Origin of the sequence: Leptothrix cholodnii SP-6 (genome assembly GCF_000019785.1) — a bacterium.
Lineage (GTDB): Bacteria > Pseudomonadota > Gammaproteobacteria > Burkholderiales > Burkholderiaceae_C > Sphaerotilus > Sphaerotilus cholodnii.
Genome location: NC_010524.1, coordinates 2,856,671 through 2,881,013, shown reverse-complemented (window position 1 = coordinate 2,881,013; position 24,343 = coordinate 2,856,671). Strand labels below are relative to the sequence as shown.

Genomic DNA, 24,343 nt, shown 5'->3' with positions numbered 1-24,343 from the left:
TTTGGCCTGATTCATCTTCTTTTCTGAAGGCCGATCTGTATCGGACTCGTTACTTGAGTGTGTGATCTTGCCGTTGCTGATTCAACGCTGTCCATACTTTGGCTGCTTGGCTGTGACTTCCTGATGCGACGAAGTTTTCACAAGTTGTTGATTTTCATTGATTATCAGCTTCGGACGCGCTACCAGGGGTGGGCGCCAGTCGAGGATGGGGTCGTCTTTATTCAGCGTGCGTTCAGCCTTTGATCCGGTGCCCCCGTAGCTCTGGGGTGTCAGTTGTTTCAGGTTGAATGATTAAGCGATACTGAATTCAATCAAAACCGTGTACCAAAAGGTGAGTGCTTTTTGGGGCTTGTCTCGGTCCAGTGGCATGGCTGGTTTACCAGCGACGTTTTATGTCGGGGTGTATGTGAAGTCGAAGAAGAATCTGTTGTCGGTGTCAGGGCCGGGCGCAATGGGTGTGCTGGCTCTGGCTCTCAGCGCGGCTTGGCCGACCGTGGCGCTGGCGCGCCCGGCCGGTACGGTGGTCGCCGACGTGGTCGCGCTCGACCAGTCGATCGTCTACAACCGCTACGGGTCGTTCAACCCCTACGGCATGATCTACGCGCTCAAGCGCGACGTGGTCGATCTCGACACCGGCAAGACACTCGACCAGCCCGGCGTCGAGGCCAAGCCCTGCCGCGTGGCGCTGCGCTCCGACAAGCGTCCGCGTCCGCTGGTCATCCGCGGCAACATCGGCGACAAGCTGGAGGTGAATTTCACCAACCTGCTGTGCGACAGCGCTCCCGGCACGCCGGGCAACGATCCGTTTGCCGAGGTCGAAGCGCCCGAGGCTGCAGGCGCCGAGGCCGGCGAGATCGAGCCCGGCGGCGTTGCCGAGGTCGAGGTGCTGAACGGCTTCAGTCGTCCGGCCACGCGTGACGCGTCGATGATGTTCAACGGCCTGACGCATGACATTTCCGCGCCGGGCTACAACACCTGGGATCCGCGTATCACCGGCATCTCGGGCATCGCACCGGGTCAGTCGATCACGTATCGACTGCTGCTCGAGCGCGAAGGCGGTCACCTGTTCCATGACAACGCCGCCCCCGCGGGTGGCGAGGGCGACGGTGGTTCGACCGTGCTCGGCCTGTTCGGCACCGTCACGGTCGAGCCGACCGGCGCCAACGTCTACCGCGGCGAAGTGACCAAGGAGGTGATGGCGGCCGTGCGCGTGAACGGCGTGATCAACTACGACGCCGTCGACACCACCGGCTACCTGACCGGCAAGGTGGGCGCGCCGCTGCTGAACATGCATCAGAGCATGGGCGGCAACCGCTGGGAGGTGGTGCACACCGACCTGAATGCCGTGGTCCAGGACTACGCGGTGGTGACGGACAACGATCCGGCCACCAACGAAAACTGGTTCCGCGAGTTCACGACGATCTTCCACGACGAACTCAAGACGGTGCAGGCCTATGGCGAGGTCTTCGACCACACCGGCGCCGGCGCCGGCCTGCGCGACGGTTTCGGCATCAACTACGGCGCCAGCGGACTGGGCGCGATGGTCGCCTCCAACCGGCTGGGCACGGGCCCGGCGGCCAACTGCGCCGAATGTGCGCTAGAGGATTTCTTCCTCACGTCGTGGGCCAACGGTGACCCGGCGATGGTCGTCAAGTACGACGCCGACAACCGTCCGCAGCAGCTCTATCCGGATGATCCGGGCAACGTCCATCACAGCTACATCGGCGACCCGATCAAGATCCGCGCGATGCAGGCCGGCGTCAAGGAAACGCACGTCTTCCACCTGCACGCCAACCAGTGGTTTTCCAAGAGTGGCGCCAACAAGGGCAAGGCGACCTATCTTGACAGCCAGACCCTGAGCCCCCGCCAGTCCCTGACGTACGACATCGCCTACAACGGCAGCAACCGCAACCTGTCGGTCGGTGACGCGATCTACCACTGCCACATGTACCCGCACTTCGCGCAGGGCATGTGGGCCCTGTGGCGTGGCCATGACGTGTTCGAGGACGGCTCGCGCCGCCTGCCGGACGGCGAACTGGGCAAAGGCACCGATCCCCTCACCGGTGCGACCGAGGGCGGCGCGTTCAGCCCCGCCGTGGTGCCGATCCGCGGCATGGCGATGGCACCGACGCCGACCTACGGCGCCAATGCCACGCCGGGTTTCCCGTTCTTCGTGCCGGGCCAGCCGGGCCATCGTCCGCCCCAGCCGCCGCTCGACCTGACCGCCGAGAGCCAGCTCGGCGTGACCGGTCTGGGTCGCCATGTGGTCACCCAGGGCACGCGCGTGCTGGGGGCCGGTGTGGCCGAGGCGGACATGTCGTCGGTGCTCAAGACCGCTGAACTCAAGCTGCTGCCGCATGCCGGCACGACGCTCGAGCGCGCGGCGATGAATTTCCACGCCAACGCCGCCGGTCACAGCACGACCCGTCCGGACGGCACGCCGGCTGTCTTCAAGGTCAACGGCCAGCCCGCCAAGCCGGGTGCGCCGTTTGCCGATCCGTGCCCGGCCACGGCGCCGGTGCGCCAGTACGAGGTCTCGGCCATCCAGCTCGACCTGGTGGTCAACAAGGCCGGCTGGCACGACCCGCAGGCACGCATCAATGTGCTGTCGAGCGAAGTGGCCGACTACGAAGGCCGTTCCCGGCCGGCGGATCCGTTCTTCTTCCGCGCCCACTCGGGCGACTGCATCGTCTTCAAGCACACCAACCGGCTGCCCGCCGAACTGGCCGCCGACGATTTCCAGGCTCGCACGCCCACCGACACCATCGGCCAGCACATCCACCTCGTGAAGTTCGACGTCACCTCGTCGGACGGCGGCGGCAACGGCTGGAACTACGAAGACGGCACCTTCGCCCGCGAGGCCCTGGTGGAGCGCGTCGAGGCGGCTCATCACTTCGGCACGGTCACGGTCGTGCGGCCGAACGGGACCGAAGTCGTCCGCAACGCGAGCGCGGTGCTGCCGCACGCGGCCGATCTGGGCTACCAGACCACCATCCAGCGCTGGTGGGCCGATCCGGTGTTCGACAGCACCGGTGCTGACCAGACCCTGCGCACCGTGTTCACGCACGATCACTTCGGCGCTTCGTCGATCCAGCAGCACGGTTTCTACAACGCGCTGGTGGTCGAGCCCAAGGGCAGCAAGTGGCTCAAGCCCGACGGTCAGCCGCTGACCACCGGCGTTGGCCCGGAAGCCATCATCCGCGGCGCCGACGATCGCAAGACGCATCCGAACTTCCGCGAGTTCATGCTGGCAAGCGCCGACTTCTCGCTGCTCTACACCTCGAGCGGCAAGCCGGTCGACCCGCCGGCCCGGCCCGAGGCGATCTCGGCCGGTCACCACAATCCGTACCTCGTCAACTACAAGAACGAACCGCTGCCGCTGCGCCTGTCGGCCGATGGCGACCCGTCGACGCTGTACACCGACAAGCGTGGCGACCAGGCCTTCGCCTTCAGCTCCAGCGTGCACGGCGACCCGTTCACGCCGGTGCTCAAGGCCTACGAAGGCGAGCGGGTGCAGCTCAAGCTGATCCACGGTGCACAGGAAGTCCAGCAGGTCTTCACGCTGCACGGTCACCGCTGGCGCCGCGAGGTCAGCGACAACACGTCCACCTGGGTGGGTGCCCAGGAAATCGGCATCTCGGAGCACTTCGAGATCAACACCGGCAAGCTGGCCAAGGTGAGCTCCGCCGAGGCCCAGCGCGACTACCTCTACCACTACGGCACGACCGACGCGCTGTGGAACGGTGCCTGGGGCATCCTGCGTGCCTACGACAAGCCCGGCTCGGTCGACCCGGTGAGCAAGCAGGTGCTGTCTAACATCCTGCAGCCGCTCGAAGAGACGGTGACGGCCGAGACGTCGGGCGTGAACAAGCTGATCCAGTCGCTGCTGTCGGCCAACAGCTGCCCGTTCAACTCGAAGCAGCGCACCTACAACGTGCAGGTCTGGGCCGCACGTGACCTGTTGCCGGGCAAGACCCTGGTCTACAACAAGCGCGCCGGCATCACCGATCCGACCGCGCTGATGTACGTGCACGCCGGCGACGTGGCGGCCTTGCGGGCCGGCGTCAAGGCGCCCGAACCGCTGGTCATGCGCGCCAATGCAGGCGAGTGCATCATCGTCAACCTGACCAACAAGCTGCCGGCCAACCTGCCGGTGCCCGATCTGCCGGGTGATGCGGAGATGCCCAGGACCGTGACGCTCAATGCCGATCACTTGAAGCCCTCCAAGTACGTCGGCATGCACGCCGGCGTGCTGAGCTTCGACCCCCGCACCAGCGATGGCGCCAACGTCGGCCTCAACCCCGAGCAGCTCGCTGCTCCGGGCCAGACCAAGAGCTACACCTGGTACGCCGGCCGCATCAAGACTGAGGACGCCGTGCTCGGCATGCTCGACATCGGTCAGCCGATCGAGTTCGGCACCGTGCCGCTGCGCGCCATGAGCGACGTGGTCAAGCAGGGCGCTCAGGGTCTGATCGGTTCGCTGATCGTCGAGCCGCAGAACTCGACCTGGTGGAACGCCGCCAACACGTCGATGGTGGGCGCTGCGACGTCGACCACGGCGACGATCCGCACGGGTGCCAAGAAGTTCAAGGAGTTCGTGCTGCACTACCAGGACGGCCTGAACCTGCGCAAGGATGGCCCCGCGGCCAACGAGATCCGCCAGCACTGGGTGGGTGACGATTCGTACGATCTGGGCGAGCGTGCGCTGAACTACCGCACCGAGCCGCTGTGGTCACGCATCGACTACACCGCGCAGATGTCGGGTGGCAACTGCACCGAGGCGCTGGTGATCTCGGGTGACATCAACCCCTGCGTGCTGCAGCCGACGCTGATGGTCGACAACGACAGCCGACTGCCCGCCGACCTGCGGGGTCTGCCGGTGGAGACCCCGGTGTTCGAGGCCAAGGCGGGTGACGCCGTGCGCTTCCGTGTCCTGCAGGCCGATGGCCGTGCCCGCCAGCACAGCTTCCGCGTCATCGGGCACAGCTATGCCGATCTGGGCATGGACAATTTCCTGGCCACCGGCGCCAGCCTCATCGCCCCGGGCAAGGCGGTCACGGCCGACCTCTACGGTGGCGCGAAGAAGGGCTACTGGCATTACCGTGACGGCCCGACGCAGTTCGTGAACACCGGCCTGTGGGGTCTGTTCAAGGTGCAATGACGAGCGACGCGGGCCCCGTCGGGCCCGCCTGAAAGCGGACTCGATCCGATCCGGACACCCGACCCTCGCGTCGGGTGTTTTTTTTCCGGATCCGATCCGGCAAGCGTCGAGCAGCCGCTTTAAGTGGCTGTTAAGCAAAGAGGCCCCGCAAAAGTGTGTCGTGCCGGCCAGGCGCCTGGAGGCTGCGATATCCTGAATTCACCTGAAGGATGTGGATCACATGCGCCTTTTGCTTGCTGAAGACGATGCCCTGCTGGGCGATGGATTGCGCGCTGGCCTGCGTGCCCTGGGCTTCCAGGTCGACTGGGTGCGCGACGGGGTGGCGGCCGAGCGCGAACTCTCCAACCAGAGCTATACCGCCGCCGTGCTGGATCTCGGCCTGCCGCGCATCGATGGTCTCGACGTGCTGCAGGCGGTGCGTCGGCGTGGCGTCAAGACACCGGTGCTGGTGCTGACCGCCCGTGATGCCGTGCCCCAGCGCATCGAGACCCTCGATGCCGGTGCCGACGACTATGTCGTCAAGCCGATCGACCTGCACGAACTGGCCGCACGGCTGCGTGCCCTGGTGCGCCGCTCGCACGGTCAGGTGCAGGACCTGATCAGCGTCAACGGCGTCGATCTCGATCCCGGTGCCCGCGAGGTCAGGCTCGACGGCGATCCGATCAAGCTGTCGACCCGCGAGTTCGACCTGCTGCACGCGCTGATGCTTCGGCCGGGCCGGGTCCTGACCCGCGAACAGCTCGAGAACCACCTCTACGGCTGGGGCGAGGAGGTCGGCAGCAACACGGTCGAGGTGCACGTCCACCACCTGCGGCGCAAGCTCGGCAACCAGCGCATCCGCACCGTGCGCGGCGTCGGTTACGCATTTGCGCCGCCGCCGTCGAGCGAGGCGCCGCTCGATGCCGCACAGGCCGGCCCTCTGGCCCAGCCGATGGACTGACCGATGCACAAGCCTGTACGCGCCTGGTCGCTCCAGCACGGCCTGCAGTGGCGTGTGCTCGGTGCCGTGCTGGTCCTGTGGCTGGGTGTCGCCAGTTATGCCTGGTACAACCTGAGCCAGCAGGTCGACGATCTGCTGGATGGCCATCTGGCCCAGGGCATGGCGCTGCTGATGGCGCTGCAGGTGCAGGACCACGAGTTCGACGAGATGCTCGGCGTCGATCACATCACGACCCCTGACCACGCGCCGCCCGGTGCGCCACCCAGCTGGTCCGGCAGCACGGATGCCGAACTCGCGCTGCATCGCTACGCCACCAAGGCGGTCTTCCAGGTCTGGTATCAGGGTCAGCTGCTGCTGCGTTCGTCCGATGCGCCCAACGAGCCGCTGGCCGAGCTCAAGCCCGGCTTTTCGGACACCGTCGTCAAGGGCGTGGCCTGGCGGGTCTACACCGCCCCGGCGATCCGGCCCGATTCCTACGTGATCATGGGCGAGTCGCGCGAGGCGCGCGTGGAGATCATGAGTTCCATCCTGCGCGACACTTGGGTGCCGATGCTCGCCGGGCTGCCGCTGGTCGCGCTGGCGATCTGGCTGGCGGTGCGCCAGGGGCTGGTTCCGGTGGTTCGATTGGGATCTCAAGTGAGCGCTCGCAAACCTGATGCACTCGATCCGATCGCCATCGAGGACTCGCCGCGCGAGCTGGCGCCGCTGATCGCGGCGCTGAACCAGCTCTTCATCCGCATGGAAAGTTCGCTCGAATCCGAGCGCCGCTTCACCTCCGATGCGGCGCACGAACTGCGCACGCCGATCGCGGGCATCCGGGCGCAGGCGCAGGCCGCACTCGAGGTGTCCGATGACGCGCAGCGCCGCCAGGCCCTGCACGGCACGCTCGCCGGCTGCGACCACGCAGCCCACCTGGTCGACCAGCTGCTGCAGCTGGCCCGGCTCGAAGGCGCGCGGGCGCCGAACACGCCGTCCAAGGTGAGCGACGTGCTGGTGGTGGCGCGCGAAGAAGTCGTCGAACTGGCCAGCAAGGCGTTCGAGTCCGGTCATGAGCTGGTGCTCGAAACCGGTGACCTGCCCGGGTCCTGGCTGATGGCGGCCGACCCGGTGCTTGTCAGCGCACTGCTGCGCAACCTGATCGACAACGCCTTGCGCTACAGCCCGCCGATGTCGACCGTCCAGGTCACGTTCGAGGCTGTCGATGCGCAGGGCCGGCTGTGGGTCAGCGTCGAGGACAGCGGACCGGGTCTGTCACCGCCCCTGCTGCAGCGCCTGGGCGAGCGGTTTTTCAGGGCGCGCCTGAACGACGCGTCAGGCAGCGGCCTGGGCTGGTCGATCGTGCGCCGGATCGCGGCGGCACTGGATCTGGTGGTGCAGGTCGACCGTTCGCCGACGCTCGGCGGTTTGCGGGTGCGAATCGGCTGGATGCCGGCGAGCGCGCCGGCACGGCCTCAGGGCTGTGCGCCCGTCACCGGTGCCGACGCACCGGCTGCCGCCGGTGCGCTGGCCGCGCCCGGTGACGCGACGCTGCGCACGTTGGCCACGAACCGCCAGTCGCCGTAGGTGACGGCGTCGGCGAATTTCTCCTCGCCGGCCTCGAAGCCGCTGCGCCGGAACGGCTCGCCGCCCGAGGTGCTGCGCACGCCGATGATCTGCCGGCCCTGCATCAGCAGTTCGAGCGGCTTGCCCGGCGTCATCGGATCGGTGTAGGCCTTGCGCAGGTGGCGGCGCGGTTTGGGAAAGCGCTTGTCCTCGATCAGGTCTTCCAGTTTCAAGGGCAGCTGCTTGACGCCCATCGGCGTGCCGTTGAAGTACGACTCGATGGCCGCGCGGTACTGCCCGCCGACCCACAGCAGCTCGGCCTCGTTGTCGCGCTGACGCTCGTCGACCGCCCGCTGGCTCCATTGCGACAGCGTCCAGCCGGTCGCCGCCAGCAGGATTAGGAAGCCCAGCAGCACCGCGCCGCGTGGGCGTGGCGTGGCGCCGTTCAGGCGTGCGGGTCGGTGGTGGGTGCGCATCGTCGGGGTGTGCAGCGGAGGCGGACGCCCGATCAGCGCCCGAATCCGTCCCCGCCAGGGCTGACGGTGACGGTCTGCCGGCTGCCGCTCTGCGCCGGGTTGCGCGGCGTGGCCTCGCCGCCGGGCGTGGCGGCGACCTGGCCGTCTTCGGATGCCTCGGTCGGGGCGATCATGCGGGCGCTGCGCGGGCGGCCCTGCAGGTCGTTCCCGGTGGTGTCGACGTCGATCACGCCGCCCAGGCTGGGGTCGGGCGGTGCGATCACGACCCAGGTCGCGTTCTCGATGAACGGGTCGGGCGGGATCGCGCGCAGGTAGCGTTTGGTGACGAGGTCCTCGAGCCGGTCGGGATAGCGGCCCTGGTCGCCGTAATAGCGGTCGATCGCCTCGCGCATCAGCGCCAGGTTGCGCTCGAGCACCTTCTCCTTGCCGCGGTCGATGGTGTCGAGATAACGCGGCAGGGCCAGCGTGAGCAGCAGGCCGATCACCGTCATCACGACCACCAGTTCCATCAGCGTGAAGCCACGCGCCGCGCCCCTGCGGCTCGTCCGGGGTGCCCGTGCGGGGGAGCGTTCCATGAATTTCACCATTGTCGGTACGGCACGCCGTTCAGCCCGGTGCCCGGGTCCTTGGAATAGACATCGAAGACATCCTCGCCCGAACGTGGATCGTCCGGCGGGCTGCTGTAGCTGCGCAGCCCCCAGGTGCGCGCGGCCGGCAGGTTGGGGTCGGCCAGCGGATCGCGCGGCAGGCGGCGCAGCAGGTAGAGGCGCTTGCGTTCGCCGCTGCCGATCAGGTCGACGCCGGATTCCAGTACCTCGAGATCGGGCGGGTAGCCCGAGTCGCCCGGCTGGCGGGTGATCTGGCCGGTGTCGGCGGCGCGCTTGTAGCGGTCCAGCGCGTTGCGGATGTCGCGCAGCGCCAACCGCAGCTCCTGCTCGCGGCTGCGCTGCACCGCCAGTTCGGCCATCGGCGCCGCCAGCATGGCCAGCACGCCGAGCAGGGCCAGCGTGACGACCAGTTCGATCAGGGTGAAACCCGATCTGCGAGCGCCGCGGCGCATCGGCCGTCCCGATGTCACGTCAGTTCTCCGGCGTCGCCGGCTCCTCGGCATCCACGTCGTTGCCCGGCGCGGCCGCTTCGGGCTGGGCCGGCGTGTTGACCGGGGCGTTGGCGGGGCGTCCCGGCAGACCCAGGCGGCCCGGCGCGCTCGGTCGGACACGCGCAGGCTGGCCGGCCGCGCCACCGGTTGGTGCACCGGCCGCGCCCGACGTGCCGGTGCGGATGGCACCGACCGGTTCGATGCGCAGGGGCCGATCCCGCACCGAACTCTCGGTGCCCGACCAGACCTCGCCCAGGCGCGCCTCGGGGGTCGACTGCGGCCGCACGATGCGCGGCGTGATCGACAGCACGATCTCGCTCTTGCCACCGCTCGCGTTGGTCGACGTGAAGAGCCGGCCGATCACCGGCAGCTGGCCCAGCCCGGGCAGCTTGCTGGCGGTGCTGCGGTCCTGGTCGTTGATCAGGCCGGCCATCATCTGCGTCTCGCCGTCGTGCAGGCGCAGCGCGGTGGTCGCGTTGCGGGTGCCGATCTGGTAGGCCACGCCCGACGAGGTGGTGATGGTCTTGGCGATGTTGCTGACCTCGAGGTTGACCTTGATGCCGACATCGCCGTCGGCATAGACCTGCGGCTCGACCTCGAGCTTGATGCCGACGTCGACGTACTGGATCGAGCCCGTGATGACCGAGCTCTGGCCGCTCTGCTGCGGCGTGATCAGGTTGGTGATCACCGGCACCTTGTCGCCCACCAGGATGCGGGCCTTTTCCTTGTTGCGTGCGCGGATGCGCGGGCTGGCGAGGATGTTGGTGTCGGTGTCCTGCAGCAGCAGGTTCAGGCCCAGGCTCAGCGAGCTGGCGGTCAGGTTGTCGCTGGTGAGCGCGCGCAGGTCGCCCACCGTGGTGGCGGTGCTGGGCGTGCCCACGGTGAAGGCGTCCGGGAAACGCAGGCCGATGTTGGAGAGCCGGTCGGACGACACCTCGAGCACCTGCACCTCGAGCACCACCTCGGGATCCGGCACGTCGTTGGCGGCGATCAGTTTCTCGGCCACCGCGATGGAGGCTGCGGTGTCGCGCATCACCAGCGAGTTGCTCTTGGCATCGGTGACGACGTCGCGCGTCTTGAGCATCGTCTTGATGATCGTGGCCATCTGCGCGGCCTCGATGTTGCTGAGCTGGAAGGTGCGCACCTTCAGCTCGTTGTACTCGCGCTGCTTGGCCGGGGTGGCCGGGTAGACGAAGATCGTGTTGCCGTTGAGCACCCGGCGGTCGAGCTGGTTCTGCAGCAGGATCAGGTCGAGCGTGTCCTCGACCGACGCGTTCTGCACGTAGATCGTGGTGCGCAGGTCGGCGCGCACGTCGCGGTCGAGGATGATGTTGATGTTGGCGGTGCGCGAGAGGGCCTCGAACACCATCTTCACGTTGGCGTCGCGGAACTGCAGCGTGACCGGCCGCTTGAAGGCCGCTTCGAGGCCGGCCTTGCGCTCGCGCTCGATCCGCTCGGCTTCGGTCTGCTCTTCGATGCGGCGAGCCAGCTGCTGCAGCTCGGGCTGGTTCGGCAGTTCGCGCTGGGCGCGACGCAGCTGCTCCAGTGCCTGATCGGGCAGCTTGGCCTGCAGGCTGTCTTCGACCTGCTGCTTGACCGCCGCCACCCGGCGCAGGTCCTGCAGCATCTGCAGGCCACGCAGGGCGCGTTCGTTGCTCGGGTCCAGCGCCAGCGTCGCGCGGTAGTGGCGCTGCGCCTCGTCGGCCTTGCCGGCCAGGCGGGCGTCGTCGCCGCGGCTGTTGAGCTGCTGGGTGGCGAGGGCGCGCTGGGACAGGTAGTCGAGCCGGTAGCGGGCGTTGCTGGGCTCCAGGTCGGCCGCTTCGCGCAGCTGCTGAAGGCCTTGTTCGGTGCGGCCGTTGGCGACGTCGGAGAGACCGTTGTCATGCACCCGCTGCGCGGCGCAGGCCGACAACAGGGTGACGCAGGCCAGGCTGAGCCAGGTCAGGGGGCGGCGAATGGATCGGTTCACGAAGGAACTCCGGATAGGGGCATGCGCACGGTCAGGCCTTGCTGGACATGGGTGAAGACGAGTTCGGTGTTGCGGATGGTCTCGAGGCGGAAGCCGCCGTCGAGCACATCACCGGGCGCAGCGACGAGCAGCTTGTCACCCAGCGCCAGGAACACCTGCGGCCGGCCAGCCGGCTCGCCGGCGAGCATGCCCACGAACCGGTAGGGCAGCGTGGGCGGCGGCGGTGGCGGCGGCGCAACCGGCGCCGCGACCACTTCGATCGGCGCCGGCGCGGCCTTCGGCGGCGGTGGTGGCGGGGCCAGCCAGTTGCGGGTGCCGAACGCGTCGCGTTCGGAATCGGCAGCCAGGCGCTCGCCGGCGGGCAGCCCTGACGCGGGTGCCGATGCGGATGTCGACACCGCGACCGCATCGGCCGCCGCATCGATCGCCGTCACCGGCCGCTGCGACCGGGCCGGCGCGCGATCGGCCGTGGCGCGCGGTGCGACGACCGCCTGCGACACCTCGTCGCCACGCCAGACGATCCAGCCGGCCCAGGCGGTCACGACGGCGGCGGTGCCCCACAACAGGGTCTTGCGGTTCTGCGCGTTCACTGGGTACCTCCGTGCTGCGCACCGCGGTATTCGCCCTCGGGGCGGACCGGCGCGCTCATGAACCGTCTCCGCGGTAGTACAGGGTCACGCGCAGGGTGGTCTCGAGCCAGGGTTGCTGGGTGTCGGGGCGGTCGATCTGCAGGCCGTCGAGCGCGGCGTGCGGCACGCTGTTGAGCAGCTCGGCGATGAAGCGGCGCAGCTGCTTGTAGCTGCCGCGCACTGGCAGCTGCAGCCGCCACTGCGACACGTTGTCGAGCTGCGCGCCGGGCTCGTTGCTGGCGCTGAGCTTCTCGATGCTGTAGTCGCCGCGAGTCAGTTCGACCTCGGTGCGCCGCGAGATCTCGATCAGCCGGGCCAGGTCGGCGCCACGCTGGCTGGCCGACGGCAGGCTGTCGAGCAGCTGCGGCGCCGTGCTGGCTGGCGTGAGACGCCGCTTGCTGACGACCGGCTCGCGCGCGGCCTCCTGCTGGCGGGCCAGCAGCTCGCGCTGCTCCTGGCGCAGGGCCGGGCCCTGCACCACGACCGCATATACGGCCAGTGCCACCAGGACCAGTCCCAGCAGGCCGGGGCGGCCGAGGGCCAGCTGCCACGCCACGGCCCATTGCCGCAGCGGCGTGCCGGAGGTGATGATCTTCATGGCTGGCCCCCTGTGCGGCTGAGTCCGGCGCCGACCGGGTCGGCGGTCTGGCGCGCCGCGGCGACCTTGCCGCCTGCGGGTGCACCGCGCCAGCGCGCCACCAGGTTGAATCGAACCGGCCGACCCGGCGCCAGCTCCTCGATCTGGTGCTGCACGATCTGCACGTCGCTCAGGCGCGGATCCTGTTCGAGGCGGCGCAGCCAGGTGGCCATCACGCCGAGGTCCTTGCACATCGCCATCAGGCGGATCTGGCCGCTGCCGGCGTCAGGCTCGATGCGCAGCAGCCCGACCTGAGGATCGGCATGCTGTTCGAGCAGGGCGAAGAGTTCGTTCCAGGGCGCGTCGAGCTGCTGCAGCAAGCGGCGCGACTGGGCCTGGCGGCGCCGCTCGGCCGGGCTCTGCACGATCACCTGTGCGCTGTCTTCCTGGGTCTGGCGGCTGATGGTGCGCAAGGCGTCGGCGCGCATCTGGTTGTCCTGCACCAGCGGCAGCAGCGGCAGGGCGACGGCGGCCAGCACGATCAGGCCGATGCCGGCCGCAGCCCAGCCCAGCCAGGGCGTGGGCCTGGCCTGCATGAAGTCGAGGCTGTGGATGCGCTTCATGTCGAGCTCCGCGCCATGCTGTCGAGGGGCGCGGCAACCAGGCCGGTCTGCTGGCCGTTGGCCCAGGTGTAGCGGCACAGCGCCTTGCTTTCGGGCAGCAGGTAGACCACGCATTCGGCGTTGGCCGACGTGGTCACCGAACGCACGAAGGCGCGCAGGCGCTGTTCCATCGTGACCGAATCGCTGGCGTCGAAACGCTCCCAGGCCAGCGTGGCCGGCACGCCGTCCTGCAGCTTGACGAGCGACATGCCTTCCTCGCGCAGCAGCGCGATCACGGCGTCGTCGTCGGGGATCTGGCCGGCGAGCAGGCGCAGGTCTTCGACCAGCGCGCCGTGCAGGTGCGACAGCCGCACGCCGGCCAGCGCGAGCGATTCGCTCCAGGCGGTCACGTCGGCCTCGGGCACGGCCGCGGCGATCCAGCGCAGGCCGTTCTTCAGCGGGATGACCTGCACCCGCAGGTCGTCGCGGCCGAGGTCTTCGGTGAAGGCGGCGACTGCTTCCTGCAGCGCTTCGGACCAGCTCAGGTCGGCGTCGATCAGGCGGTAGTAGAGGTATTCGTCGGCCACCGTCAGGCTGGCCTTGCCGGGCAGTTCGTCGACATCGGCCAGACGCAGCGCCGACATCGCGGCGTTGAGCGCCGACGCGCCTTCGCCGGTGCCGCTGGCCACGGCCGCGGGGCGCGTCTGCCAGCCGGGCGGCAGCAACTCCGCCTGGCAGCTGCGCATGCGCAGCTCCAGGCGCAGTTCACTCTTGAACCGCAGTGACACGATTGGCTTCCTCCAGGGTGGTGGTGCCGGCGCGCACCAGCTCCAGCGCCGCGTGGCGCAGGGTGGTGAGGCCGCGCTCTTCGGCGGCCCGGCGCAGCTGCGCCGGGCTGGCGCGTTCGGCGATCAGGCTTTTGAGTTCGATGTCCAGCGCCATGGTCTGGGCGATCGCGCGCCGGCCCTTGTAGCCGGTGCCGCGGCAATGGCTGCAGCCGCGGCCATGCTGGAAGCGCCAGCCCTGGTCGAGCACGTCGGGGCTCAGGCCGCTGGCGACCAGCAGGTCGACGGCCGGGCGTTCCGGCTCGGTGCAATGCGGGCAGATCACCCGCACCAGCCGCTGCGCCACCACGCCGTTGAGCGCCGCGACCAGGTTGTAGGGGTCGACGCCCATGCTGGCGAGCCGGCCGATGACGTCGAAGACGTTGTTGGCGTGCACCGTCGCATAGACCTGGTGGCCGGTCAGCGCCGCCTGCACGGCGATCTGGGCGGTCTCGGCGTCGCGCATTTCGCCCACCATGATGCGGTCCGGGTCGTGGCGCAGGATCGAGCGCAGGCCGCGTGCAAACGTCAGCCCCTTGGCCTCGTTGACCGGGATCTGCAGCACGTCGGGCAGCTGGTACTCGACCGGATCCTCGATGGTGATCATCTTGTCCTGGCCGGTGTGGATCTCCGACAGCACGCCGTACAGCGTGGTGGTCTTGCCCGAGCCGGTCGGGCCGGTGACGAGCAGCAGGCCGTAGGGCATCTGCGCCAGCCGGCGGATGAAGGCGGCGGCGTGGGCGTCGAAGCCGAGGTGGTCGACCGACAGGGTCTGGTCGGCCGCCAGCTGGTAGCGGTCGAGGATCCGCAGCACCGCGTCCTCGCCGTAGCTGCTGGGCATGATCGAGACCCGCACGTCGATCTCGCGGCCGGCGCGGCTGAGCTTGAGCCGGCCGTCCTGCGGCACGCGGCGCTCGGAGATGTCGAGGTCGGCCAGCACCTTCAGGCGCGAGATCACGCGATCGGCGAACTCCTTGCCCTCGGGGCGGCTGACGCTCTGCAGCACGCCGTCGAGCCGGTACTTGACGACCAGGCCGCGCGGGCCGCACTCGAGGTGGATGTCGCTGGCCTGCGCCTGCAGCGCGTCGTAGAGCGTGCCGTTGAGGAAGCGCACCACCGGGCTCTCGTCGGCACTGATCTGCGCCAGCGAGAGTTCGAGCGTGCCGCTGTCGCTGCCGGCGCTGTCGCTGATGCCGCCGGTTTCGGCCTGCAGCGCGCGGGTCTCGCGTTCGAGCCGGGCGTAGAAGGCCTGCACGTCGCCGGTGGTGGCGACGTACCAGCGGGTGCGCGGGTGGCCGGCTTCACGCAGGCGCGATTCGATCCACAGCCGGATGCCGCGGTCGAACGGGTCGGCCAGCACCAGGTCGATGGCGTGGTCGGCACGGCGCAGGGCCACGCACAGGCGCCGCTGGCCCTGTGCGAACGGGATCAGGCCGAAGTCGGCCAGCTCGGTGCGCGCCTGGCGCAGGTCGCCCAGCAGCATGCCGCTGGCCTCGCCGAGCCAGCGCCGGAAGGCCGCCTCGCGCACCGGCGCATGGGCTTGCGAGCTGATCTGCGATTCGGCCTCGAAGCGTTCGAGCAGGCGCTGCTGGACCGTGTTGACCTGCTCCTGCATCAGCTCGGAGCCGGAGTCCTCGATCGCGTAGGCGGGCTCGCTGTCGGCCGGATCTCGTTGGGTTTCCATGGGTCAGCGGATGCTCGCGGCGAGTTGGAAGATGGGCAGGTACATCAGCACCACGATGCCGCCGACGACGGTGCCGATGGTCAGCATCAGCACCGGTTCGATGACGCGTGTGAGGCGTTCGAGCGCACGTTCGACGACGGCGTCGTGCACGTCGGCAAGGCGGTCGAGGGCGACGTCGAGCGCGCCGGTCTGCTCGGCCACGCGCAACACGCGCAGGCCGAGGCTGTCGACCAGGCCGGCGTCGTGCAGGGCCGGTGCCAGCGGTGCGCCGTTGGTGGCGGCGGCCAGTGCACGGTCGAGCCTGAGCTGGTCGGGCGGCGCCAGCAGGCCGCGGCACATCGCCAGGGCCTTCAGCGCCGGCACGCCCGAGCGCGCCAGCATGGCGCCGGTGCGGGCGAGCTGGGCCTGACCGTAGGTGCGCACCAGGCCCCGCAGCACGGGCAGCCGCGCGGCCAGACCGATCAGCAGGGTGCCGAGCTTGCCGGCCCGCATCGCGCGCAGGGTGACCCAGGCCAGCGCCCCGGCGATCGCCGCCAGGCCGAGCATCAGGGGCAGCTGCACGTTCGACAGCGCCATGCCGACGTCGATCAGCAGCCGCGACATCGGCGACATGTCGCGTGCCGCGCCTTCGAGCACCATCGCGAATCGCGGCACGACGTAGATCAGCAGGAACAGCACCACCAGCGACGCCACCGTGATCAGCAGCCCCGGGTAGACGCAGGCCGAGACCAGGCGCGAGCGCAGCTGGCGCATCCGGGTGGCGTTCTGGGCGAAGCGGCCCAGGCTGTCGGCCAGGTCGCCGGTGAGTTCGCTCGCCTTGACGCAGGCCAGCATCGCGGTGCTGAACTGGCCGCTCGACTGCAGGGCGGTCGACAGCGTCTCGCCCTGGCTCAGCGCCTCGAGCAGGCGCTGCATGGCGGTGGCGGCGCTGCCGTGCTGGCGCTCCGCCACGGTGCGCAGGGCCTCGATCAGGCTCAGGCCGGAGCGCAGCATCAGCGCCAGGTCGTGGGAGAACTGCTCTTCATCGAGACGTGCGTCCCGCAAGGTCGACACCGCGAGCCCGCTCGCACGCGCTGCCGCCACGGCCGGCTTGGCGCCGGGGCTGCGTGCGACGCGAGAGGCCGGCGCGTGAGCGGGCGCGGCTCGCTTCATCGACGCACGGTCTTCGGCTGACGGGGGGGTGTACACGCTCGGTCCGGCTTACCAGGACACCACGTCGCTGGCTTCGGCTTCGCCACCGACCTGGCCGTCGCTGCCCAGGCTCGAGAGGTCGTATTCGGACTTCTGGCCGGGCGCCAGGTACACGTAGGGACGCCCCCAGGGATCGGCCGGGATGTCGCGCTTGAGGTAGGGGCCTTGCCAGCGCGGCGTGTCGGCCGGCGCGGTGCGCAGCGCGATCAGTCCCTGTTCGGTGGTGGGGTAGCTGCCGACGTCGAGCCGGTACTGGTCGAGTGCCTGCCCGAAGGCCTCGATCTGAGCCCGGGCCACCTTGGTGTTGGACTTGCCGAGCTGCGAGAAATACTGGGGCGCGACGATGCCGGCCAGCAAGCCGATGATGACCATCACCACCAGCAGTTCAAGCAAGGTGAAGCCCTTCTGCAACGGGCTCGGGCCGCGCGTTCGGCGCAGGTCGGATGCAGCGGTGTACGGAACTTGCGCCATGGGAGTCGAGACGATGGGGGTTGAAGAACAGCTCAAGCGGCGACGCGCTCGGGCTCAGGGCTGGCGGATTGTGCGGGGTGTGCCCTGCGTCGACGCCAGCCGCCGTTCAGCCACAGGTGGCATCGCCTTGCGCTGCGGGTATGAACGGGTTATCGGCTGTTCGACGAATTTCTGATAGTGCGTTTGCCAGGCCAGCACCTTGGGCACGTAGCGTTGTGTTTCGTCGAAGGGCGGAATCTGCGAACCGGCCTTCAGGACCGCCTGTTCGCCGGCGTTGTAGGCGGCCAAGGCCAGAGCCGGGCGGCCCGGGAATCGCGTCAGCAGCTGCCGCAGGTGGGCGGCGCCGCCGCGCACGTTGTCGAGCACCGACCAGACTTCGCGCACGCCGTGCTGGCGTGCGGTCTGCGGCATCAGTTGCATCAGGCCCAGGGCGCCCTTGGGCGACACGGCGCGGGCATTGAAACCGGATTCGGCCGCCGCCACCGCCATCAGCAGGCTGGCCGGCACGCCGTGCTCGCGTGCCGCCGACGCAAACACGGCCATCAGATTGGCCGGCACGGCCGGTGCGGCATGGATGCGACCGACGGCGGCCTGGGCCGTCGGGCCGGTGGCAGGAATCGATGGCCTGGAGGCGGCTTCTGCCCGGCTGGGCGGCGCGACCGCAGCGGCCGGCGCAACGATCAGGTGCGGCGTTTCGCTGCTCGAGAAATTCGACAGCACCAGCGGCGCGTCGACATCGCCGGTCGGTTCACTGACATAGACCTGGGCGCAGACCGGACTCACCGTGGCCATCAGCAACCCCGCAAACATCGTCGACGCCGATGCCGATGGCACCGGACGACGGGGAGGCGATCCACTGAAAACGGGCTGAAATACGGTCGTCATCGTTGCTCAGGTAACAGACGAAAGAGTATTTCATACGTCCCCCTGAAACCGGTGCTTGCCCTGCGACGTCCCGGAGCAGGATGTGCAAGGTGCCCGATTCCGCACGGATGTGCGCCCGGGCCCGTCGCCGATGTCCGACGGCATCACCGCCGCGCGGTGGAAATCAGCGGTCGCGGGCGAACAGACGATGCACCGCCAGCGCGCCCATCAGGACGAACAGCAGCAGGCTCCAGAGCTCGTACGGCACGCCCATCAGCGACACCGCCGCATCGGCGCAGGATGCGCGCACCTCGAACATGTCCGGCCAGCGGGCATCCACGCCGATGCCCGAGATGATGCGGTCGGCCAGTGTCATGTCGCATGAGTCCGACTTGGCGGCGACCTGGTTCTGGTACAGCGCCGCCGCCGCGCCCGATGCCGCCAGCAGGGTCACCAGCACCGCCAGCAGTCGGCCGGCCAGGCGGGTCAGCGTGTTGCCGCGCGGCGGCAGGCAGGCTGCCATCAGGCTCAGGACGCCGATGCCGATGAAGATCAGCCGCTGCAGGATGCACCAGGGGCAGGGTTGCATCTCCCAGCGGTGCTGCGAAAACACCGCCATGGCGACCGACGCCAGGCTGACCACGCCCATCGCGGCCCAGACCGCGCGAGACGGCAATCTCATCGGTGCACCCTTCGGCCTGTGGCCGGTCCTGCCGAGCGGGAATGAGCCCCTTCGGGCGGCCGGGCGGGGCTCATGCCACTTCGGCGATCAGCTCGATCTCGACGCAGGCGCCCAGCGGCAGCTGCGCCACGCCGAAGGCGCTGCGGGCGTGCGCGCCGCGCTCGGCACCGAACACCTCGACCAGCAGCTGCGACGCGCCGTTCGTCACCAGGTGCTGCTCGGTGTAGGTGGCCGTGCTGTTGACCAGGCTCATCACCTTGACGATGCGGCGCACCTTTTCGAGGTCGCCGATGGCGGCCTTGAGCGTGCCGAGCAGGTCGATGGCGACCGCACGAGCGGCCTGCTGGCCTTGCGCCGTGTCGCAGTCGAGGCCGAGCTGGCCGACCCAGGCCTGGCCGTCGCGCTTGGCGATGTGGCCGGACAGGAACACCAGCGAGCCGGTGCGCACGAACGGCACATAGGCCGCAGCGGGCACCGCCACGGGCGGCAACACGATGCCGAGTTCTTGCAGACGCTGTTCGATGTTCATGGACGCTGGCCGGTCGGTTGTACGGAGGTTGCGCGCCACGCATCCCCCTTAAGAGGGAGCTGGCGCGGCGCGGCGGGGAGCGATCCTACACCGCGTCGACACGCCCGATTCGCGTGTCGATGACCCGGCCGCAGGGCCGCCGGCCGGTCGACCGAGCGATGCAGCGATGGCAACAGGACGCAGTTGGATGGGGGCCCTTTGTGGCGGCTTGCTGGGCACCGCGCTGCAGCTGCGCCAGCCTGACGTGGCGTCGCTGCCGGCGCTGATCGGCGTGTCGCTCGCGGCGCTGGTGTTCGGGGGTCTGCTCGCCTGGCCGCAGCGGGTCGTGCGGGGTCGCTGGCGCTTCGGGCTGGCCCTGGTCGGCGCCGCGGGGCTGGCATTTGCGGCGACCAGCTGGCGAGCCCAGCAGCGCCTTGACGAGCAGCTGTCGGCCGCGCTCGAGGGGGTCGACCTGCAGATCGAAGGGGTGGTCGCCAGCCTGCCGACCTGGCGCGGCGACGGCGTGCGGTTCGTGTTCGAGCTGGAGTCCGCGACGGTGGACGGCGAGCCGCTGGCGCCGGGTCGTGCGGTGCCGCGGCGCGTGTCGCTGGGCTGGTATCACGGTTTCCAGGATTCGGCCGTCGGCTCCTGGCCGCCGTCCGACATCGGCGCCGGGCAGCGCTGGCGCTGGACGGTGCGGCTGCGCCGGCCGCATGGCAACCTCAATCCGCACGGCTTCGACTCCGAGCTCTGGATGTTCGAGCAGGGACTGCGTGCCGGCGGCAGCGTGCGTCCGCTCGTGGCGGATCGGCCCGTGCGCCTGGCGGATGCGGGTGGCCACACCGTGCAGCGCTGGCGTCAGCAGGTGCGTTCAGCCATCGTGGCGCGGCTGGGCCACACGCCCGCTGCGGGCATCCTGGCCGGCCTGGCGGTCGGCGACCAGGCGGCCATCGATCGCGCCGACTGGGCGGTCTTCCGCACCACCGGGGTGGCACATCTGCTTGCGGTCAGCGGCCTGCACATCACCTTGTTCGCCTGGATGGCCTCGGCCGTGGTGGCGATGGCGTGGCGCCGCAGCCGTGCCTGTGCGTTGCGCTGGCCGACGCCGCAGGCGGCGCGCTGGGGCGGCTTGCTGGCCGCTGCGGCCTATGCGCTGCTGGCCGGCTGGGGCGTGCCGGCGCAGCGCACGGTCTACATGCTGGCGGTGCTGACCCTGTTGCGAAGTGCCGGCCTGCAGTGGCCCGCGCCGGTGGTCCTGCTGACCTGTGCCGCGGCGGTGGTGCTGCTCGATCCATGGGCCTTGCTGCAGCCGGGCTTCTGGCTGTCGTTTGTTGCGGTCGCCTTGCTCGGCGGATCGACCCCGGCCAGCGCGGGCGCCGAGCGGCCGCAGGGTTTCGTCGCCACTGCCCGCGCCGCGCTGCATGCCGGATGGCGCAGCCAATGGGTCGCCAGCATCGGACTGGCGCCCTGGACGCTGATCTTCTTCAACCAGGTGTCGGCGGTCGGCCTGCTGGCCAATTCTTTGGCGATCCCGCTCGTCACGCTGCTCATCACGCCGCTGGCCTTGCTCGGCGTGCTGATGCCGCCTTGCTGGTCGCTGGCGGCCGGGCTGATCGAGTCGATGATGGTCGCGCTGCAGTGGCTGGCCGGCTGGCCCGGCGCCAGCTGGCAGGTGCCTGCTGCGCCGGCCTGGGCCCAGTGCCTCGGCGCTGCCGGCGCCGCCTTGCTGATCCTGCCCTGGCCGGTGGCCGTCCGGCTGCTGGGCGGGGCGTTCCTGTTGCCGATGCTCTGGCCGCTGGTGCCGCGGCCGCCAGCGGGGGATTTCGATCTGCTCGGCGTCGACGTCGGTCAGGGCAACGCGGTGCTGGTGCGCACGGCCCGGCACACGCTGCTGTACGACGCCGGGCCGCTGTACGGCCGCGAAAGCGATGCCGGCGAGCGGGTGCTGGTGCCGCTGCTGGCCGCGCTCGGCGAGCGGCGCCTCGATCTGCTGATGCTGTCGCACCGCGATGCCGACCACACCGGCGGCGCGGCTGCCGTGCTGGCGGGGCCGGGCGCCGTGCGGGTCATGAGTTCGCTCGAACCGGGCCATGTTTTGCGCGCCCTGGCGCCGCATCAGCCCTGCGTGGCCGGGCAACGCTGGCGCTGGGATGGCGTCGAGTTGCAGGTGCTGCACCCCACCGCCGCCGACTATCGGCTCGCGCGTGCCGGCGGCCTGCGACCCAACGGGCTGTCGTGCGTGTTGCGCATCAGCAATGGCCGGCGCACCGTCTTGCTGACCGGCGACATCGAGCGCCAGCAGGAGCTCGCGATCCTGGCCCGCCACGGCCAGGATGCGGGCCTGACCGAAGAAGCGTTGGCGCTGGCTCACGGACTGAGCCTGCAAGCCGATGTTTTGTTGGTGCCGCACCACGGCAGTCGCACCTCTTCGACGCAGAATTGGCTCGAGGCCGTCCGTCCGACGTGGGCGTTGGTTCAAGCGGGCCATCGCAACCGCTACGGGCATCCAGCCGCTGACGTCATCGAACGTTATCGGCTGCACGCTGTTGGTGTCATTCGCACGAATTCGTGCGGCGCGTGGCACTGGCAGAGTGCGGATGCTGCGCACTGGTGCGAACGACGGCGGCATCGACGGTATTGGCATGCCCCGCCAGAGGGCGATGGCCTTGATATTGCTAATGACACTGGGCCCAGCGACGTATCACCATGACACCCATGTTCGACGAAATGCATGCCAACCGCACCGAGGTGCGCGACCACTACCGCGGCTACGACCGCTGGCTGCAACAGCAGCCGCCCGACATGATGCGTGACCGCCGGGGAGAGGCGGAAATGATCTTCCGCCGTGTCGGCATCACCTTCGCGGTCTACGGCGACAAGGATGCCGGCGAGGGCACCGAGCGCCTGATCCCCTTCGACCTGATCCCGCGGGTGATCCCGGCGCACGAGTGGCGCGAGATGGAGAAGGGCCTGCGCCAGCGGGTGACGGCTCTCAACCGCTTCATCCACGACGTGTACCACGGCCAGGAGATCATCAAGGCCGGCCTGGTCCCCGCCGACCAGGTCCTCAACAACGCCCAGTTCCGCCCGGAGATGGTCGGCGTCAACGTGCCCGGCGACATCTACTCGCACATCAGCGGCGTCGACATCGTGCGCGCGGCCAATGCCTCGGGCGGCGGTGACTACTACGTGCTCGAGGACAACCTGCGCGTGCCCAGCGGCGTGAGCTATATGCTCGAGAACCGCAAGATGATGATGCGGCTGTTCCCCGAGCTGTTCGCCTCGCACCGCATCGCGCCGGTGGCGCATTACCCCGACCTGCTGCTCGAGACGCTGCGCAGCGTCGCGCCCGGCGGTGTCAACGAGCCGACCGTGGTGGTGCTCACGCCCGGCATGTACAACTCGGCCTACTTCGAGCACGCCTTCCTGGCGCAGCAGATGGGCGTCGAGTTGGTCGAGGGCCAGGACCTGTTCGTCAAGGACAACTTCGTCTTCATGCGCACGACGCGCGGCCCGCGCCGGGTCGACGTGATCTACCGCCGGCTCGACGACGACTTCCTCGACCCGGAGGCGTTCCGCCCCAATTCGACGCTGGGCTGCCCGGGCCTGCTGAGGGCCTATCGCGCCGGCAACGTCACCTTGTCGAACGCCATCGGCACCGGCGTGGCCGACGACAAGTCGATCTATCCGTACGTGCCGAAGATGATCGAGTTCTACCTCGGCGAGAAGCCGATCCTCAACAACGTGCCGACCTATCTGTGCCGCGAGAAGGACGACTTCAAGTACGTGCTCGACCACCTCGGCGAACTGGTGGTCAAGGAAGTGCACGGCGCCGGCGGCTACGGCATGCTGGTCGGCCCGGCCTCGACCAAGGCCGAGATCGCCGACTTCCGCGAGCACCTGCTGGCCAACCCGAGCAACTACATCGCGCAGCCGACGCTGAGCCTGTCGACCTGCCCGACCTTCGTCGACTCGGGCATCGCGCCGCGCCACATCGACCTGCGGCCGTTCGTGCTGTCGGGCAAGGAGGTGCAGATGGTGCCCGGTGGCCTGACGCGGGTGGCGCTCAAGGAGGGCTCGCTGGTCGTCAACTCGTCACAGGGCGGTGGCACGAAGGACACCTGGGTGCTGGAGGATTAAAAGAATGCTTTCCCGAACTGCTGATCACCTTTTCTGGATGTCGCGCTACATGGAGCGGGCGGAAAACACCGCGCGCATGCTCGATGTCAACTACCAGACCTCGCTGCTGCCGCAGTCGGCCGCCGTCACCGAACAAGGTTGGCGCGGCCTGCTGAGCATCTCCGAGCTGAGCGGCGACTACGCCACCCGCTACGGCGAGATCGATGCCCGCAAGGTGATGGACTTCATGCTGCGCGACGAGCGCAACCCGTCGTCGATCCTCTGCTGCCTGCGCGCGGCGCGTGAAAACGCCCGTGCGGTGCGCGGCGCGCTGACCACCGAGGTGTGGGAGACCACCAACCACACCTGGCTCGAGTTCAACAGCCTGCTGCGCGAACGCTCCTTCGAGCGCGATCCGAGCGCCATGTTCGAGTGGGTCAAGTTCCGCTCGCACCTGTCGCGCGGCGTGCAGGTGGGCACCATGTTGCAGGACGAGGCGCTGCATTTCGTGCGCATCGGCACCTTCCTGGAGCGTGCCGACAACACCGCCCGGCTGCTCGATGTCAAGTTCCATGCCGTCGAGAGCGACTTCTACGGCGCGGCCGACGCCAAGGACATCGAATACGACTTCTATCACTGGTCGGCGATACTGCGGTCGGTGTCCGGTTTCGAGGTCTACCGCAAGGTCTACCGCAACGTCATCCAGCCCGAGAAGGTGGCCGAGTTGCTGATCCTGCGCCCGGACATGCCCCGTTCGCTGGCAGCCTGCACCAACGAGGTGATCGCCAACCTCGGCCTGGTGGCCAATGACCAGTCGTCCGAGACGCTGCGGCGCGCCGGCCGTCTGCGTGCCGATCTCGAATACGGCCGCATCGACGAGATCCTGGCCACCGGCCTGCACGCCTACCTGACCCAGTTCCTCGACCGGGTGAGCGACCTGGGTGCGGGCATCAGCCGCGATTTCCTGGTTCCCACGGCGCACTGACACCACGCGCCGCGGCCTCT

The 24,343-nt window shown here is 69.1% G+C and carries 20 protein-coding genes; 6 read left to right on the top strand and 14 right to left on the bottom strand.

The window, feature by feature from the left end; all coding sequences use genetic code 11:
• The first annotated feature begins 451 nt into the window (after positions 1–451).
• From LCHO_RS13140 to LCHO_RS13130, 3 genes are all read left to right on the top strand, one after another.
• Positions 452–5,161: a cupredoxin domain-containing protein gene (locus LCHO_RS13140; protein WP_012347646.1), complete on the top strand. Its 4,710-nt coding sequence runs from the start codon at positions 452–454 to the stop codon at positions 5,159–5,161.
• 220 nt (positions 5,162–5,381) lie between these two features.
• On the top strand, positions 5,382–6,101 hold the full coding sequence (locus tag LCHO_RS13135) for a winged helix-turn-helix domain-containing protein (protein ID WP_012347645.1): 720 nt from the start codon (positions 5,382–5,384) through the stop codon (positions 6,099–6,101).
• Positions 6,102–6,104: 3 nt separating this feature from the next.
• Positions 6,105–7,664 (top strand): ATP-binding protein, encoded by a 1,560-nt coding sequence (locus LCHO_RS13130; protein ID WP_012347644.1) that lies wholly within the window; start codon positions 6,105–6,107, stop codon positions 7,662–7,664.
• Here the strand turns inward: LCHO_RS13130 and LCHO_RS13125 are convergent.
• The 14 genes from LCHO_RS13125 to LCHO_RS13060 all read right to left on the bottom strand — a co-directional run bounded on the left by LCHO_RS13125 (position 7,553) and on the right by LCHO_RS13060 (position 19,240).
• A complete protein-coding gene (locus LCHO_RS13125) occupies positions 7,553–8,119 on the bottom strand; it encodes a type II secretion system protein (RefSeq protein WP_012347643.1) in 567 nt (188 codons plus the stop codon). The genes LCHO_RS13130 and LCHO_RS13125 overlap by 112 nt on opposite strands.
• A gap of 32 nt (positions 8,120–8,151) precedes the next feature.
• Complete coding sequence (locus tag LCHO_RS23975) at positions 8,152–8,694, bottom strand: type II secretion system protein (protein ID WP_420805682.1); 543 nt, start codon at positions 8,692–8,694, stop codon at positions 8,152–8,154.
• A 5-nt stretch (positions 8,695–8,699) separates the two neighbouring features.
• On the bottom strand, positions 8,700–9,197 hold the full coding sequence (locus LCHO_RS13115) for a type II secretion system protein (RefSeq protein WP_338033616.1): 498 nt from the start codon (positions 9,195–9,197) through the stop codon (positions 8,700–8,702).
• Between the two features lies 1 nt (position 9,198).
• Positions 9,199–11,187 (bottom strand): secretin N-terminal domain-containing protein, encoded by a 1,989-nt coding sequence (locus tag LCHO_RS13110; protein ID WP_012347640.1) that lies wholly within the window; start codon positions 11,185–11,187, stop codon positions 9,199–9,201.
• The gene (locus tag LCHO_RS22250; protein WP_012347639.1) at positions 11,184–11,777 is read right to left on the bottom strand and encodes a hypothetical protein; all 594 of its coding nucleotides are present in this window, start codon (positions 11,775–11,777) and stop codon (positions 11,184–11,186) included. The genes LCHO_RS13110 and LCHO_RS22250 overlap by 4 nt, the downstream gene beginning before the upstream one ends.
• Positions 11,778–11,832: 55 nt before the next feature.
• Entirely contained in the window at positions 11,833–12,414 is a 582-nt protein-coding gene (locus LCHO_RS13100; RefSeq protein ID WP_012347638.1) for a GspMb/PilO family protein, read from the bottom strand.
• Positions 12,411–13,016, bottom strand: a complete 606-nt coding sequence (locus tag LCHO_RS13095; protein WP_012347637.1) for a fimbrial assembly — start codon at positions 13,014–13,016, stop codon at positions 12,411–12,413. The genes LCHO_RS13100 and LCHO_RS13095 overlap by 4 nt, the downstream gene beginning before the upstream one ends.
• Entirely contained in the window at positions 13,013–13,783 is a 771-nt protein-coding gene (locus LCHO_RS13090) for a hypothetical protein (protein ID WP_012347636.1), read from the bottom strand. Before LCHO_RS13090 ends, LCHO_RS13095 begins: the two co-directional genes overlap by 4 nt.
• A complete protein-coding gene (locus LCHO_RS13085) occupies positions 13,761–15,503 on the bottom strand; it encodes a GspE/PulE family protein (protein WP_012347635.1) in 1,743 nt (580 codons plus the stop codon). Before LCHO_RS13085 ends, LCHO_RS13090 begins: the two co-directional genes overlap by 23 nt.
• A 3-nt stretch (positions 15,504–15,506) precedes the next feature.
• Positions 15,507–16,655, bottom strand: coding sequence for a type II secretion system F family protein (locus LCHO_RS13080; RefSeq protein WP_012347634.1), 1,149 nt, complete (start codon positions 16,653–16,655; stop codon positions 15,507–15,509).
• Between the two features lie 48 nt (positions 16,656–16,703).
• A complete protein-coding gene (gspG, locus tag LCHO_RS13075; protein WP_012347633.1) occupies positions 16,704–17,165 on the bottom strand; it encodes a type II secretion system major pseudopilin GspG in 462 nt (153 codons plus the stop codon).
• Positions 17,166–17,219: 54 nt separating this feature from the next.
• On the bottom strand, positions 17,220–17,957 hold the full coding sequence (locus tag LCHO_RS22245) for a lytic transglycosylase domain-containing protein (protein WP_085986874.1): 738 nt from the start codon (positions 17,955–17,957) through the stop codon (positions 17,220–17,222).
• Between the two features lie 256 nt (positions 17,958–18,213).
• The gene (locus LCHO_RS13065; RefSeq protein WP_012347631.1) at positions 18,214–18,711 is read right to left on the bottom strand and encodes a disulfide bond formation protein B; all 498 of its coding nucleotides are present in this window, start codon (positions 18,709–18,711) and stop codon (positions 18,214–18,216) included.
• A 70-nt stretch (positions 18,712–18,781) separates the two neighbouring features.
• Positions 18,782–19,240, bottom strand: coding sequence for a RidA family protein (locus LCHO_RS13060; RefSeq protein ID WP_012347630.1), 459 nt, complete (start codon positions 19,238–19,240; stop codon positions 18,782–18,784).
• A gap of 187 nt (positions 19,241–19,427) precedes the next feature.
• On the opposite strand from LCHO_RS13060, the gene LCHO_RS13055 reads away from it, so the two are divergent.
• Genes LCHO_RS13055 through LCHO_RS13045 form a run of 3 tightly spaced genes read left to right on the top strand, consistent with a single transcriptional unit; the run spans position 19,428 to position 24,323 of the window.
• A complete protein-coding gene (locus LCHO_RS13055; RefSeq protein WP_012347629.1) occupies positions 19,428–21,929 on the top strand; it encodes a DNA internalization-related competence protein ComEC/Rec2 in 2,502 nt (833 codons plus the stop codon).
• Positions 21,926–23,359: a circularly permuted type 2 ATP-grasp protein gene (locus tag LCHO_RS13050; RefSeq protein WP_012347628.1), complete on the top strand. Its 1,434-nt coding sequence runs from the start codon at positions 21,926–21,928 to the stop codon at positions 23,357–23,359. Before LCHO_RS13055 ends, LCHO_RS13050 begins: the two co-directional genes overlap by 4 nt.
• A gap of 4 nt (positions 23,360–23,363) precedes the next feature.
• Positions 23,364–24,323, top strand: coding sequence for an alpha-E domain-containing protein (locus tag LCHO_RS13045; RefSeq protein WP_012347627.1), 960 nt, complete (start codon positions 23,364–23,366; stop codon positions 24,321–24,323).
• Positions 24,324–24,343: the final 20 nt, after the last annotated feature.

Bases quoted from the DNA above. Each gene is read 5' to 3' on its own strand.
- LCHO_RS13140 (WP_012347646.1), top strand. From the start codon at position 452: ATGGGTGTGCTGGCTCTGGCTCTCAGCGCGGCTTGGCCGACCGTGGCG.
- LCHO_RS13135 (WP_012347645.1), top strand. From the start codon at position 5,382: ATGCGCCTTTTGCTTGCTGAAGACGATGCCCTGCTGGGCGATGGATTG.
- LCHO_RS13130 (WP_012347644.1), top strand. From the start codon at position 6,105: ATGCACAAGCCTGTACGCGCCTGGTCGCTCCAGCACGGCCTGCAGTGG.
- LCHO_RS13125 (WP_012347643.1), bottom strand. From the start codon at position 8,119: ATGCGCACCCACCACCGACCCGCACGCCTGAACGGCGCCACGCCACGC.
- LCHO_RS23975 (WP_420805682.1), bottom strand. From the start codon at position 8,694: ATGGAACGCTCCCCCGCACGGGCACCCCGGACGAGCCGCAGGGGCGCG.
- LCHO_RS13100 (WP_012347638.1), bottom strand. From the start codon at position 12,414: ATGAAGATCATCACCTCCGGCACGCCGCTGCGGCAATGGGCCGTGGCG.
- LCHO_RS13095 (WP_012347637.1), bottom strand. From the start codon at position 13,016: ATGAAGCGCATCCACAGCCTCGACTTCATGCAGGCCAGGCCCACGCCC.
- LCHO_RS13085 (WP_012347635.1), bottom strand. From the start codon at position 15,503: ATGGAAACCCAACGAGATCCGGCCGACAGCGAGCCCGCCTACGCGATC.
- LCHO_RS13080 (WP_012347634.1), bottom strand. From the start codon at position 16,655: ATGAAGCGAGCCGCGCCCGCTCACGCGCCGGCCTCTCGCGTCGCACGC.
- gspG (WP_012347633.1), bottom strand. From the start codon at position 17,165: ATGGCGCAAGTTCCGTACACCGCTGCATCCGACCTGCGCCGAACGCGC.
- LCHO_RS22245 (WP_085986874.1), bottom strand. From the start codon at position 17,957: ATGGCCACGGTGAGTCCGGTCTGCGCCCAGGTCTATGTCAGTGAACCG.
- LCHO_RS13065 (WP_012347631.1), bottom strand. From the start codon at position 18,711: ATGAGATTGCCGTCTCGCGCGGTCTGGGCCGCGATGGGCGTGGTCAGC.
- LCHO_RS13060 (WP_012347630.1), bottom strand. From the start codon at position 19,240: ATGAACATCGAACAGCGTCTGCAAGAACTCGGCATCGTGTTGCCGCCC.
- LCHO_RS13055 (WP_012347629.1), top strand. From the start codon at position 19,428: ATGGGGGCCCTTTGTGGCGGCTTGCTGGGCACCGCGCTGCAGCTGCGC.
- LCHO_RS13050 (WP_012347628.1), top strand. From the start codon at position 21,926: ATGACACCCATGTTCGACGAAATGCATGCCAACCGCACCGAGGTGCGC.
- LCHO_RS13045 (WP_012347627.1), top strand. From the start codon at position 23,364: ATGCTTTCCCGAACTGCTGATCACCTTTTCTGGATGTCGCGCTACATG.